This window comes from Frondihabitans sp. GW821-FHT04F02 (assembly GCF_059420045.1).
Genome location: NZ_JBWKSZ010000004.1, coordinates 355325 through 369954 on the forward strand (window position 1 = coordinate 355325; position 14630 = coordinate 369954).

Consider the following 14630-nt stretch of genomic DNA (forward strand, 5'->3'; position numbering starts at 1 on the left):
CGTGTCCATGGAGGTAGTTTCCTTGGCTGCTGCGCCCAACGCACAAACCAACTCACCCAAGAACGGCCGCGCCGCATCGCGCCTGTCGTTCGCGAAGATCACCGACACGCTGACGGTCCCCGACCTGCTGGCGCTTCAGACGGAGAGCTTCGACTGGCTGGTCGGCAACGACGTGTGGAAGGCGCGTCTCGCCGATGGCCAAGCTGCCGGCCGCACCGACCTCGCCGTGAACTCGGGCCTGGAGGAGATCTTCGAGGAGATCTCCCCGATCGAGGACCTCGGCGAGACCATGCAGCTCTCGTTCACCGCGCCTGAGCTCGAAGAGCCCAAGTACTCCATCGACGAGTGCAAGGAGCGCGGCAAGACCTACGCGGCTCCCCTCTACGTGAACGCCGAGTTCATGAACCACCTCACGGGCGAGATCAAGACCCAGACGGTGTTCATGGGCGACTTCCCGCTCATGACCGAACGCGGAACGTTCATCATCAACGGCACCGAGCGCGTCGTCGTGTCGCAGCTCGTCCGCTCGCCCGGCGTCTACTTCGACCGCACGCCCGAGAAGACCTCCGACAAAGACGTCTACTCCTCGCGCATCATCCCGAGCCGCGGAGCCTGGCTCGAGTTCGAGATCGACAAGCGCGACCAGGTCGGCGTCCGCATCGACCGCAAGCGCAAGCAGAGCGTCACCGTCTTCCTGAAGGCCCTCGGCCTCACCTCCGAAGACATCGCCGAGCAGTTCAAGGGCTTCGCGTCCATCGAGGCCACCCTCGAGAAGGACACCATCCTCACGAAGGAAGAGGCGCTCAAGGACATCTACCGCAAGCTCCGTCCCGGCGAGCAGGTCGCTGCCGAGGCTGCGCGTGCGCTCCTCGACAACTTCTACTTCAACCCGAAGCGCTACGACCTCGCCAAGGTGGGTCGCTACAAGATCAACCGCAAGCTCGGCATGGACGCGCCGCTGACCGACTCGGTCCTGACCGTCGACGACATCGTCGCCACGATCAAGTACCTCGTGTCGCTGCACGCCGAGCAGAAGACGATCGCCGGCACCCGCGACGGCAAGCCCGTCGAGCTGCGCCTCGACATCGACGACATCGACCACTTCGGCAACCGTCGCATCCGCGCGGTCGGCGAGCTGATCCAGAACCAGGTCCGCACCGGTCTCTCCCGCATGGAGCGCGTCGTCCGCGAGCGCATGACCACGCAGGACATCGAGGCGATCACGCCGCAGACCCTGATCAACGTGCGCCCCGTCGTCGCCGCGATCAAGGAGTTCTTCGGAACGAGCCAGCTGTCGCAGTTCATGGACCAGAACAACCCGCTCTCGGGTCTGACCCACAAGCGCCGCCTCTCGGCCCTCGGCCCCGGTGGTCTGAGCCGCGAGCGCGCCGGCGTCGAGGTCCGCGACGTCCACCCGTCGCACTACGGCCGCATGTGCCCCATCGAGACCCCTGAAGGCCCGAACATCGGTCTGATCGGCTCGCTGGCGTCGTTCGCCCGCATCAACTCGTTCGGCTTCATCGAGACCCCATACCGTCGCGTCGTTGACGGCGTGGTCACGGCGAACATCGACTACCTGACGGCGTCCGAGGAGGACGACTTCATCGTCGCCCAGGCCAACGCGCCCCTCACCGGCGACTTCCACTTCGCCGACGACAAGGTCCTGGTCCGCCGCAAGGGCGGAGAGGTCGAGCTCGTCGCAAAGGCCGAGGTCGACTACATGGACGTCTCGCCGCGCCAGATGGTCTCCGTCGCGACGTCGCTCATCCCGTTCCTCGAGCACGACGACGCGAACCGCGCCCTCATGGGTGCGAACATGCAGCGCCAGGCCGTCCCGCTGGTCCGCAGCGAGTCGCCGCTCGTCGGAACCGGCATGGAGGGCTACACGGCCATCGACGCCGGTGACGTGGTCACCGCCGACAAGGCCGGCGTGGTCCTCGAGGTCTCCGCCGACGTCGTCACCGTGCAGCTCGACGAGGGCGGCACGCAGGACTACTACCTGCGCAAGTTCGACCGCTCGAACCAGGGTGCGTCGTACAACCACCGCGTGATCGTCGACGCCGGTCAGCGCGTCGAGGCCGGCGAGGTCCTGGCCGACGGTCCTGCGACCGAGAACGGCGAGCTCGCGCTCGGCAAGAACCTCCTCGTGGCGTTCATGCCGTGGGAGGGCTACAACTACGAAGACGCCATGATCCTGAGCCAGAACCTGGTGAAGGACGACACCCTCTCGTCGATCCACATCGAGGAGTACGAGGTCGACGCCCGCGACACGAAGCTCGGCAAGGAGGAGATCACCCGTGACCTCCCCAACGTCAGCCCGGACCTGCTGGCCGACCTCGACGAGCGCGGCATCATCCGCATCGGCGCCGAGGTCCGCCCCGGCGACATCCTCGTGGGCAAGGTCACGCCGAAGGGCGAGACCGAGCTCAGTGCCGAGGAGCGCCTGCTCCGCGCGATCTTCAACGAGAAGAGCCGCGAGGTCCGCGACACGTCCCTGAAAGTGCCTCACGGCGAGCAGGGCACGATCATCGGCGTCAAGGTGTTCGACTCGCAGGACGGCGACGACGAGCTCGGCTCGGGCGTCAACCAGCGCGTGGTCGTGTTCATCGCCCAGAAGCGCAAGATCACCGCGGGCGACAAGCTCGCCGGTCGTCACGGCAACAAGGGCGTCATCTCGACCATCCTCCCGGTCGAGGACATGCCGTTCCTCGCCGACGGAACCCCCGTCGACATCGTCCTCAACCCGCTGGGCGTGCCCGGTCGAATGAACTTCGGCCAGGTGCTCGAGATCCACCTCGGGTGGATCGCCAAGCAGGGCTGGAACGTCGACGGAATCCAGGAGTGGGCGAACAACCTGCCCGATCACGCCCGTCAGGCCGAGCCCGGCACGAAGGTCGCGACCCCGGTCTTCGACGGTGCGTCGGAGGACGAGATCGCCGGCCTGCTCGACTCGACCCTGGTCAACCGCGACGGCGAGCGCCTCATCGGCTCGTCCGGCAAGGCGCGCCTGTTCGACGGTCGTTCGGGAGAGCCGTTCCCGGAGCCCGTCTCGGTCGGCTACATGTACATCCTGAAGCTGCACCACCTGGTCGACGACAAGATCCACGCCCGTTCGACCGGTCCGTACTCGATGATCACGCAGCAGCCGCTGGGTGGTAAGGCGCAGTTCGGTGGCCAGCGCTTCGGTGAGATGGAGGTCTGGGCCCTCGAGGCCTACGGAGCCGCGTACGCGCTCCAGGAGCTCCTGACCATCAAGTCCGACGACATCCTCGGCCGCGTGAAGGTCTACGAGGCGATCGTCAAGGGTGAGAACATCCAGGAGCCCGGTATCCCCGAGAGCTTCAAGGTGCTCATCAAGGAGATGCAGTCGCTCTGCCTGAACGTCGAGGTGCTGTCTGCCGACGGCCAGACGGTCAGCCTGCGCGACAACGACGACGAGGTGTTCCGCGCTGCGGAAGAGCTCGGCATCAACATCTCCTCCCGCTTCGAGTCGTCGAACATCGACGAGATCTAAGCCCACCCCCGACAACGTCGACACTTTTCTAAAAAGGGATACACATTGCTCGAAGCAACAACTTTCGATGAGCTGCGGATCGGTCTCGCCACTGCCGAGAACATCCGCGCCTGGTCGCACGGTGAGGTCAAGAAGCCGGAGACCATCAACTACCGCACGCTGAAGCCCGAGAAGGACGGCCTCTTCGGAGAGCAGATCTTCGGACCCAGCCGCGACTGGGAGTGCGCCTGCGGCAAGTACAAGCGAGTCCGATTCAAAGGCATCGTCTGCGAGCGCTGCGGCGTGGAGGTCACCAAGTCCTCCGTCCGTCGTGAGCGCATGGGCCACATCGAGCTCGCCGCCCCCGTCACGCACATCTGGTACTTCAAGGGTGTTCCGTCGCGTCTGGGCTACCTGCTCGACATGGCGCCGAAGGACCTCGAGAAGGTCATCTACTTCGCCGCCTACATGGTCATCTCGATCGACGACGAGGGTCGTCACGCCGACATGCCGGGCCTTGAGAACGAGCTCCGCCTCGAGATCAAGCAGCTCGAGTCGCAGCGCGACAGCCGCATCGCCGACCGCCTAAAGAAGCTCGAGGACGACCTCGCGGCTCTCGAGGCCGAGGGCGCCAAGAGCGACCAGAAGCGTCGTGCCAAGGACGGCGCCGAGAAGGAGATGTCGCAGACGCGCAAGGCGTTCGACGAGGACATCAACCGTCTCGAGCGCGTGTGGGAGGACTTCCGCACGCTCAAGGTCGGCGACCTCAAGCCCGAAGACGCCGTCTTCCACGAGCTGCAGGACCGCTTCGGCATCTACTTCGAGGCCCACATGGGCGCCGAGGCGATCCAGAAGCGCCTCCAGTCGTTCGACCTCGAGGCCGAGGCCGAGATCCTCCACGACCAGATCGCGAACGGCAAGGGTCAGAAGAAGATCCGCGCCATCAAGCGCCTGCGCGTGGTGAGCTCCTTCCTGTCGACCGGCAACTCGCCGGCCGCCATGGTGCTCGAGGTCGTCCCGGTCATCCCGCCGGAGCTGCGCCCGATGGTGCAGCTCGACGGTGGTCGCTTCGCGACCTCCGACCTCAACGACCTCTACCGTCGTGTGATCAACCGCAACAACCGTCTTCGTCGTCTGCTCGACCTCGGCGCCCCCGAGATCATCGTCAACAACGAGAAGCGCATGCTGCAGGAGGCCGTCGACGCGCTGTTCGACAACGGCCGCCGCGGCCGCCCCGTCACGGGTACCGGCAACCGCGCCCTGAAGTCCCTGAGCGACATGCTCAAGGGAAAGCAGGGTCGTTTCCGCCAGAACCTGCTCGGAAAGCGCGTCGACTACTCGGGCCGATCGGTCATCATCGTGGGGCCGACCCTGAAGCTGCACCAGTGCGGTCTGCCCAAGCAGATGGCTCTCGAGCTCTTCAAGCCGTTCGTCATCAAGCGCCTGATCGACCTGTCGCACGCTCAGAACATCAAGAGCGCCAAGCGCATGGTCGAGCGTTCGCGCCCGCAGGTGTGGGACGTCCTCGAGGAGATCATCCGCGAGCGCCCCGTGCTGCTGAACCGCGCGCCGACGCTGCACCGTCTGGGCATCCAGGCGTTCGAGCCGCTCCTCGTCGAGGGCAAGGCCATCCAGCTCCACCCGCTCGTCTGCGCCGCCTTCAACGCGGACTTCGACGGCGATCAGATGGCCGTGCACCTCCCGCTGAGCGTCGAGGCGCAGGCCGAGGCCCGCATCCTGATGCTGGCGTCGAACAACATCCTCAAGCCGTCAGACGGCCGTCCGGTGACCCTGCCCGCACAGGACATGATCATCGGCCTGCACCACCTGACGACCGTCACCGAGGGTGCGACCGGTGAAGGCCGTGCGTTCTCGTCCGTGTCCGAGGCGATCCTCGCCAAGGACCAGGGCTCGCTCGACCTCAACGCCGTCGTCAAGATCCGCATCCCGGGTCTGACGTTCGCCGCAGGCGAGGCTCCCGCGGGCTACGTCGAGGGTGACACCACCCTCGTCGAGACCACGCTGGGCCGTGCCATCTTCAACGAGGCCCTCCCCGAGGACTACCCGTTCGTCCAGGAGGTTACCGACAAGGGCGTCCTCTCGACGATCGTCAACGACCTCGCCGAGCGGTACCCGAAGGTGGCTGTCGCCGCGGCCCTCGACAACATCAAGGACGCCGGCTTCTACTGGGCCTCGCGTTCCGGTGTGACCGTGGCGCTCTCGGACATCCTCACGCCTCCGCGCAAGCCGGAGATCGTGGCGGGCTACGAGAAGCAGGCCGCAGCGGTCCAGGGCGAGTTCGACAAGGGCCTGATCTCGGACGCCGAGCGTCGCGCCGACCTGATCAAGATCTGGACGGAGGCGACCAACGAGGTCGCCGCCGCGATGCGCGAGAACTTCCCGAAGGACAACACCATCAACCGCATGGTGACGTCGGGTGCTCGTGGTAACTGGCTGCAGGTCCGCAACATCGCGGGTATGCGTGGTCTGGTGAACAACCCGAAGGGTGACATCATCCCTCGTCCGATCATCTCCTCGTACCGCGAGGGTCTGTCGGTCGCCGAGTACTTCATCGCCACGCACGGTGCACGCAAGGGCCTGGCCGACACCGCTCTCCGTACGGCCGACTCGGGCTACCTCACGCGTCGTCTGGTCGACGTGTCGCAGGACGTCATCATCCGCGAAGACGACTGCGGCACCACGCGCGGTCTCGAGATGCCGATCGCGGCTCCAGGCGCCGACGGCGTCCTGGTCCGTGACGCGACGGTCGAGAACACGGTCTACGCCCGTACCCTCGCTGCCGATGCTGTCGACCCCAAGGGCACTGTCGTGGCCGAGGCGGGCGCTGACGTCGGAGACGTCCTGATCGACGAGCTCGTCGCGGCCGGTGTCGAGACCATCAAGGTCCGCTCCGTCCTGACCTGCGAGTCGGCAGTCGGCGTCTGCGCGAAGTGCTACGGCCGTTCGCTCGCGACCGGCAACCTCGTCGACATCGGAGAGGCCGTCGGCATCATCGCGGCCCAGTCGATCGGCGAGCCCGGCACGCAGCTGACCATGCGCACCTTCCACACCGGTGGTTCGGCTTCGGCGGACGACATCACGCAGGGTCTTCCCCGCGTGACGGAGCTCTTCGAGGCTCGTACCCCCAAGGGTGCGTCGCCCATCGCCGACAGCGCCGGCCGTGTCGTGATCGAAGACACCGACCGTTCGCGTCGCGTCATCCTCACGCCCGACAACGGCGACGAGCCGGTGATCTACCCGGTGCTCAAGCGCTCGACCCTCCTCATCGAGGACGGCCAGCACGTCGAGCTCGGCCAGCAGATCATCGCCGGTGCGGTCGACCCCAAGGAGGTCCTGCGAGTCAAGGGCGTCCGTGCGGTCCAGCAGCACCTCGTCGGCGGCGTCCAGGACGTCTACCGTTCGCAGGGCGTGCCGATCCACGACAAGCACATCGAGGTCATCGTCCGTCAGATGCTCCGCAAGGTCACCGTCGTCGACCACGCCGACACCGACCTGCTGCCGGGTGAGCTCGTCGACCGCATGCGGTACAACGAGATCAACCGCGCCGCTCTCACCGAGGGCAAGAAGACGGCTTCGGCTCGCCAGGAGGTCCTCGGCATCACGAAGGCCTCGCTCGCGACCGAGTCGTGGCTGTCGGCCGCTTCGTTCCAGGAGACCACGCGTGTTCTCACGCAGGCCGCCATGGAGGGCAAGAGCGACCCGCTGATGGGCCTCAAGGAGAACGTCATCATCGGAAAGCTGATCCCGGCCGGCACCGGCCTCAGCCGCTACCGCGACGTGGCCGTCGAGGCCACCGAAGAGGCGAAGGCCGAGCGCTACCCGAACCGTGTCTTCACCGACGACGCGTCGTTCAACGAGGCTGACCTCAGCTTCGTCGACTTCGACTCGTTCTCGTCTGACGACTTCACGCCGGGCAGCTACAGCTAGTCAGCACCACCGCTCCACAGGGAGGGCCCCGTCACGCACTGCGTGGCGGGGCCTTCCTGCGTCTGCCCGAGCGCATCCGTCACACTCGCAGGAACTCCCTCCGGTCACCTGGCGCCGCATGCGCCGCTCCGAAGCCGCCGGGCTCGTCGACCACCCGGACTTCGTGTTCACGCTCGAGGAGTTCGACCCGGAGTGCGACACCGTCGCGGCGAGGGCATCGGCACGGCGCTGCTGCGCGGGCAGGTGGGGCGCGCGAAGGAGCAGTTCGCAACGAGCGAGCGGACCCTGCCCGGCTGGGCCCTCACCCACGCTGATGCGCGTGCCAGGTGGATCCTGGACCTCTTCGAGCGTCACGACTTCGGGAAGCGACGGTGGTGGCTCGAGCTGAGCAGGGACCTCGCAGGTGGCGTCGAGGAGGTCGCCCTCGTTCCTGCGCTCAGGATTCAGGCGTCCGGCCCGGACTGGTCGGAGCGGACCCGTCAGGCGCGACCGGCCTCTACGAGGGGCTGGGCTTCACGCCGATCGGCCGTCGGTCTCGCAGCAGAGTCCGCCGAAAGGCCCACCCCCGCACTGGTGCCACTCCCTTTGGGACGTGTACCCCGTGTCGCTACCGGGTGACACTTACGAAGCCCGCTCCACGAGCAGGCATCGCCGTGTTGCTCGGGACAGCGCTCGGCACACCTGTCCAAGGAGGTCCCCATGGCGTCGATGACCGAGATCCTGATTCTGCACGGTCTCCTGCCGATCGAGCAGCTCGACCTGATGGCCAACCCGTCTGACGAGGAGGCCAGTGTCCGCGACCTGCTCGCGCGCGGCGTCGTGTCGGAGCTGCAGATCGCGAAGGCGCGAGCGCAGGCCGCGAACATGTCGTTCGTCGAGCTCGTCGACTACCCCGTCGACCGCAACGCCGTCACCATGGTCTCGTCGGCCGTCTGCCGCCGGCACAGCGCCCTCCCCATCGCCATCAAGGACGGCCTGCTCCTGGTCGCCGTCTCGGACGCCGGCAACGTCTTCGCCCTGGACGACGTCCGTGCCGCCAGCCGCATGCCGATCGAGTGGGTCATGGCCGAGAAGGGCGACCTCCGGAGCGCCATCGACCGCTACATCCGCGCCGACGACGAGCTCAACGACCTGACCTCCACCCTCGAGGAGGAGAACAAGCAGGACGCCGCTTCGATGGACATCGCGTCGGGTCCCGACGACGACGTCCCGATCGTCCGCTTCGTGAACCTGCTGGTCTCGCAGGCCATCACGGACAAGGCCTCCGACATCCACATCGAGCCTGGCGAGAACGAGGTGCGGGTCCGCTACCGCATCGACGGCGTCCTGCACGAGATGCAGCCGGCCCCCAAGAGCATCCAGAACGGCGTGATCTCGCGCCTCAAGATCATGTCCGAGATCGACATCGCCGAGCGCCGCCGCCCTCAGGACGGCCGCATGTCGGTGCGCCACGGCAACCGGCAGATCGACCTCCGCGTCGCGACCCTCCCCACGGTGTGGGGCGAGAAGGTCGTCATGCGAATCCTCGACAACTCGAACACGTCGCTCTCGCTTCGCGATCTGAACCTCCTCGAGCGCAACTTCGACGTGTACGCCGAGTCGTACTCGAAGCCCTACGGCATGATCCTGGTCACCGGCCCGACCGGTTCAGGAAAGTCCACGACGCTCTACACGACGCTCAACGCCGTCGCCCGCCCCGAGATCAACGTCATCACGGTCGAAGATCCGGTCGAGTACCGCATGCAGGGCATCAACCAGGTGCAGGTGAACCCGAAGGCGGGCCTCACGTTCGCCAGCGCCCTCCGCAGCATCCTGCGCTCCGACCCCGACGTCGTGCTCCTGGGTGAGATCCGCGACCACGAGACCGCGCAGATCGCCATCGAGGCGTCGCTCACCGGCCACCTCGTGCTCTCGACGCTGCACACCAACGACGCGCCGTCGGCGATCGTCCGCCTCACCGAGATGGACATCGAGCCGTTCCTCGTCGGCTCGGCGCTCGACTGCGTGGTCGCCCAGCGGCTCGCCCGCCGCCTCTGCGACCGCTGCAAGCGCCCCGCCGAGTACACGCCCATGCACCTGAACGCGCTCAAGTTCCACATCGACCCCGACCAGGCTCCGCCGCAGATCTTCGAGCCGGCCGGCTGCCAGTCGTGCTCCAACACGGGCTACCGCGGCCGCGTGGCGCTGCACGAGGTCATGAGCGTCTCCGAAGAGATCGAACGCCTCGCCGTCAAGCGCGCCTCCAGCGCCGAGATCGGACGCCTCGCCCAGGAGCAGGGCATGCTCACGCTCCGTCAGGACGGCTGGGAGAAGGCCAAGCAGGGCCTCACCAGCGTCGAAGAGATCCTCCGTGTCGTGGCCTAGGCCCCGCCACTCCCCAACGATCACACACCCCCGCAAAGGACAAGACCGATGAGTGAACCGCTCTACGATCAGCCGACCTACGACGACGGCACACCGCGCCCCGTCTACTCGCTCGACGACGCCTCCGATGCCGAGCCGGCCGGCGGCTGGACCCCGGCGCCCGTGGGCAGCCGACGCTGGTACCGCGAGCAGGAGCCGACATCTCCGCTCACCCCCGGTGTCGCCGCGTTCCACGAGGTGATCGTGCCCGAGTCGGCAGCCGCATTGGAGACGCAGGAACTCGGCCGCGCCCCCGAGAGCCCCCGTGTCTTCGACCTGCCCGCGCCGTCCGCGGCGCCGGCGTGGCCCGCGTCGTCGTTCCCGTCGGCCCCTGCCCCCGCGCCCGAGAGCGCCGCCCCCGCGTTCGCCGCCCCTGCACCCTCCGATGCCCCCGCCTGGGTCGGTACCCCCTCCGCCCTGCCCGCGCCCGCGGAGTCGAGCTTCGACCCCGCCGGCGCCGCCGCCCAGACGAACCTGAGCCACCACGCGCGGCACGACGCCGACAAGGACCTCATCGAGGCTCTCTGCCAGGTCGTCTTCCAGGGGGCGTCCGACCTCCACATCACGGTCGACGCCGCTCCGACGATCCGCGTCGACGGCCACCTCCAGCCTGCGATCTCGCCCACCCCGTGGGACCGCACCAAGGTCCAGACGGCGCTGGCGAGCCTGCTCACCGCCGACCGCCAGGACCAGTTCGACACCGAGCTCGAGCTCGACTTCGCCTACACGCTCTCACCCGAGTCCCGCTTCCGCGTGAACTTCTACCAGCAGCGGGGTGTCCTAGGCGCTGTCTTCCGTCTCATCCCCACTGAGATCAAGACGCTCGACCAGCTCGGCATGGACCCGGTCATCGGCAAGTTCGCGGGCCTGCCCCGCGGACTCGTCCTGGTGACCGGGCCGACCGGTTCGGGCAAGTCGACTACTCTCGCCGCCCTCATCGACCTCGTCAACGAGACTCGGGCCGACCACATCGTGACGGTCGAGGACCCGATCGAGTTCATGCACAAGCACAAGAAGGCGCTGGTCAACCAGCGCGAGGTCGGGGCCGACACCCACAGCTTCGCCAACGCGCTCAAGCACGTGCTGCGCCAGGACCCCGACGTCATCCTGATCGGCGAGCTCCGCGACCTCGAGACCATCTCCGTCGCGCTGACCGCCGCCGAGACCGGCCACCTCGTCTTCGCGACCCTGCACACGCAGGACGCCGCCCAGACGATCGACCGCGTCATCGACGTGTTCCCGCCGCACCAGCAGGACCAGGTGCGCACGCAGCTCGCCTCGACGCTCCAGGGCGTCGTCTGCCAGACCCTCGTGCCCCGCGCCACCGGCCGCGGTCGCATCGTCGCCACGGAGATCATGATGATGACGCCTGCCGTCGGCAACCTGATCCGCGAGGGCAAGACCTACCAGATCTCCTCGTCGATGCAGGCGGGTCGCGATCTGGGTATGCACACGATGGACCAGGACCTCGCCGACCTGGTCAACTCCGGCAAGATCACCCTCAAGGCCGCCATGGAGAAGGTGCACGACGAGGAGGGCTTCCATCGCCTCGTCACGCGCACCGACACCGGTGCCGCTGCGGGCATGAACGCCGGCGGCATCGACTTCGGCGACTCCTTCTCGAGGAACGAGCACTGATGGCCGCCGCACTCACCTTCGCCTACCGCGGCCGCGACGCCGCCGGCAAGGTCGTCAAGGGAAAGGTCGAGGCCTCCAGCGAGGGCGCCGTCGTCACCCGCCTCCGCACGATGGGCGTCTCGCCCATCGCCATCTCGGAGTCGAGCGCGACCGGCCTTCAGCGCGAGATCTCGATTCCGGGCTTCTCGAAGGGCGTCAAGCTCAAGGACCTCGCCATCATGGCGCGCCAGATGTCGACGATGATCTCGTCGGGCCTGTCGCTGCTCAAAGCGCTGTCGATCCTCGCCGAGCAGACCGAGAACGAGAAGCTCGCCAAGATCCTGACCGAGGTGCGTGAGGACGTCGAGACCGGTGTGTCGTTCTCGGACGCGATCGGCAAGCACTCGCAGCACCTCCCCCCGATCATGATCAACATGGTGCGCGCCGGTGAGACCGGCGGCTTCCTCGACGGCGCCCTGGACTCTCTCGCCGAGAACTTCGAGAAGGAGGTCAAGCTGATGAACACGATCAAGTCGGCCATGACCTACCCGGTCGTCGTGCTCGTGATGTCGCTCGTCGCCGTCATCGTCATGCTGACCTTCATCGTGCCGATCTTCTCGAGCATGTTCTCCAGTCTCGGAGGCAAGCTGCCGCTGCCGACGCAGCTTCTCGTCTATGCCTCGCACGCGATGGTCTACGTCATTCCTATCCTCGCCGTAGTCGCTATCGCGTTCTCCGCATGGTGGAGGACGAACAAGAATTCGGAACGCGTCCGCTCTGTCGTGGACCCACTCAAGCTCCGGCTGCCCGTCTTCGGGCCCCTGATTCGCAAGATCGCGATCGCGCGCTTCAGTCGTAACTTCTCGAACATGATCGGCGCCGGCGTGCCGATCCTGACCGCACTCCGAATCGTGGGCGAGGTCTCCGGCAACTACGTTCTGCAGAAAGCCCTGGTGGATGTCGCCGAATCGGTTCGTCAAGGCGAGTCCATCGCGGTCCCGCTGAACGAAGCCGACGTGTTTCCCGCCATGGTCACGCAGATGATCTCAGTCGGTGAGGACGCTGGATCGCTGGAGACCATGCTCGAGAAGATCGCACTCTTCTACGACGACGAAGTCCAGGCCACGACCGAGGCTCTGACCTCGCTCATCGAGCCGCTTCTCATCGCCTTCCTCGGCGTCGTGGTCGGCGGCATGATCGTGGCTCTCTACCTGCCCATCTTCCAGATCACGTCCCTCATTCACTGAGCCCCTCACACCCGAACGGACCGCATAGCTTGTCATCTCTTCCCTGCGCCCTGAAGCGCCACCAGGATCGTCGCTCGGAGGATGGCGACCGCGGATTCACCCTGATCGAGCTCCTCGTGGTCGTGATCATCATCGGCATCCTCGCCGCGATCGCCATCCCGGTCTATCTCGGCGTCCAGAACAATGCCAAGGACTCCGCTGTCCAGTCCGACCTGACCAACCTGAAGACAGCTGTCGTGAGCCTCCAGGTCTCCGGATCGGGACCCACTGCCAAGACGTCGATCACTGCGGCTTCTCAGATAGACACGGCCACGGCAAGCGCTGGAGCGACGTTCGGCAGCAGCACGTCGAACCTCACGTTCTATCCCAGCAGCACCGGATTCTGTGTGCTCGGGATATCCAAGACAGGGAAGAGCTTCGTCGCGACCGACCAGCTCGGAGTAGCGAAGGGGTCGTGCACGACGGCCGGTGTCGCCTCGGCGGCCAACGTCACGACGGCCCCCTAGCAACACCCTCGTGATCGGGGGTTATGTCACCCCGGACTGGGGCCACGGTTTGCTGGAAAACCCCCCGGACGCGGGATTCTCAGGCCGCGGGGCGCAGCCATAGCGTCTATCTCGGCAGGCAGAGCTTGCCTCCGCCACACTCACTTCACCTCGAATCCGACAGGACGAAACATGTACGCACAGCTCATGGGCAAGCTCAACGCTCGCCGCAAGAACCTCACTCAGGACACCGACAAGGGCTTCACCCTGATCGAGCTCCTGGTCGTCGTGATCATCATCGGCATCCTCGCCGCGATCGCGATCCCGGTCTACCTCGGCGTCCAGAACAACGCCAAGAGCTCCGCCACGCAGTCCGACCTGACGAACGTCAAGACGGCTCTCGTCAGTCTTCAGACCTCGGGCACCGCCTACACGGCCGGCACCTACACCGCGGCCAACGACCTGCCTTCGACCTACACGGCCGCAGGTGCGACTCGCGGAAGCAACACGACGACCATCAAGGTCACCATCAACTCCGGAGCAACCGCGTTCTGCGTCCAGGGCGACTCGACCTCCGGCGTCTCGTTCGCAGCCACCGACTCGCTCGGTGTCGCCAAGGGCACGTGCGGCGCGACTGGCGCATTCGTCGCCCCGTGACTCTGATCTGATCCTCGGAGAGGGCGGTCCCGCATGAGCGGGGCCGCCCTTTCTGTGTGCCCCGATCAGGTGACGAGGCCGCCCCGGACTGGGGACATGAAAAGGGTCAAGACCCCCCGGACGCGGGATTCTGTACCCCTTTGCATCCCCATAGCGTCATACGTGGCAGGCAGAGCTTGCCGCCGCATCCTCGCAAATCCACCACTCCAGAACGGAACTCGCATGTACGCGCAGCTCATGGGCAAGCTCAACGCTCGCCGCAAGAACCTCACTCAGGACACCGACAAGGGCTTCACCCTGATCGAGCTCCTGGTCGTCGTGATCATCATCGGCATCCTCGCCGCGATCGCGATCCCGGTCTACCTCGGCGTCCAGAACAACGCCAAGGACTCCGCTGTCCAGTCCGACCTGACCAACGCCAAGACGGCCGTCGTGTCGATCCAGACGACCAGCGGCACTGTGCCCGCCTCGACGACCAACCTCAGCACCGTCACCGGCATCGGTGCCGCCGGCGCCACCTTCGGCACCAACCTCAAGGGCAACGTCACGCTGAACACGACCGGCACCGCATTCTGCCTCGCTGCCAAGAGCCAGACCGACAACGTCTTCTACACGACCGACCAGCTCGGCGTCACGAAGGTCACCTCGACCTCGGCTCTCCCCTCCACCTGCACCGCCCCGTAGTCGCTGTGCGCGGGGCGGGTGCTACTGATGCACCCGCCCCGCTCCCGGCCACACAGCTCCCGCCGCGCCGCCCGCTCCGCCCATCGACCAGAAGGA

Annotated in this window: 8 protein-coding genes; all 8 read left to right on the plus strand. The window is 66.5% G+C overall.

The window, feature by feature from the left end:
• Positions 1-22 precede the first annotated feature (22 nt).
• Entirely contained in the window at positions 23-3514 is a 3492-nt protein-coding gene (rpoB, locus tag AC07TY_RS13305; protein WP_123506917.1) for a DNA-directed RNA polymerase subunit beta, read from the plus strand.
• A gap of 45 nt (positions 3515-3559) precedes the next feature.
• Positions 3560-7441, plus strand: coding sequence for a DNA-directed RNA polymerase subunit beta' (locus tag AC07TY_RS13310; protein ID WP_494785652.1), 3882 nt, complete (start codon positions 3560-3562; stop codon positions 7439-7441).
• A gap of 699 nt (positions 7442-8140) precedes the next feature.
• Entirely contained in the window at positions 8141-9805 is a 1665-nt protein-coding gene (locus tag AC07TY_RS13315) for a GspE/PulE family protein (RefSeq protein WP_123506921.1), read from the plus strand.
• A 48-nt stretch (positions 9806-9853) separates the two neighbouring features.
• Entirely contained in the window at positions 9854-11482 is a 1629-nt protein-coding gene (locus tag AC07TY_RS13320) for a type IV pilus twitching motility protein PilT (RefSeq protein ID WP_488625391.1), read from the plus strand.
• Entirely contained in the window at positions 11482-12708 is a 1227-nt protein-coding gene (locus AC07TY_RS13325) for a type II secretion system F family protein (protein WP_494785653.1), read from the plus strand. The genes AC07TY_RS13320 and AC07TY_RS13325 overlap by 1 nt, the downstream gene beginning before the upstream one ends.
• Positions 12709-12737: 29 nt before the next feature.
• On the plus strand, positions 12738-13214 hold the full coding sequence (locus tag AC07TY_RS13330; protein WP_488625393.1) for a type II secretion system protein: 477 nt from the start codon (positions 12738-12740) through the stop codon (positions 13212-13214).
• A 171-nt stretch (positions 13215-13385) separates the two neighbouring features.
• A complete protein-coding gene (locus AC07TY_RS13335; protein WP_488625394.1) occupies positions 13386-13850 on the plus strand; it encodes a type II secretion system protein in 465 nt (154 codons plus the stop codon).
• Positions 13851-14072: 222 nt separating this feature from the next.
• Positions 14073-14534, plus strand: coding sequence for a type II secretion system protein (locus AC07TY_RS13340; protein WP_488625395.1), 462 nt, complete (start codon positions 14073-14075; stop codon positions 14532-14534).
• Positions 14535-14630: the final 96 nt, after the last annotated feature.

Bases quoted from the DNA above. Each gene is read 5' to 3' on its own strand.
- AC07TY_RS13315 (WP_123506921.1), top strand. From the start codon at position 8,141: ATGGCGTCGATGACCGAGATCCTGATTCTGCACGGTCTCCTGCCGATC.
- AC07TY_RS13320 (WP_488625391.1), top strand. From the start codon at position 9,854: ATGAGTGAACCGCTCTACGATCAGCCGACCTACGACGACGGCACACCG.
- AC07TY_RS13325 (WP_494785653.1), top strand. From the start codon at position 11,482: ATGGCCGCCGCACTCACCTTCGCCTACCGCGGCCGCGACGCCGCCGGC.
- AC07TY_RS13335 (WP_488625394.1), top strand. From the start codon at position 13,386: ATGTACGCACAGCTCATGGGCAAGCTCAACGCTCGCCGCAAGAACCTC.
- AC07TY_RS13340 (WP_488625395.1), top strand. From the start codon at position 14,073: ATGTACGCGCAGCTCATGGGCAAGCTCAACGCTCGCCGCAAGAACCTC.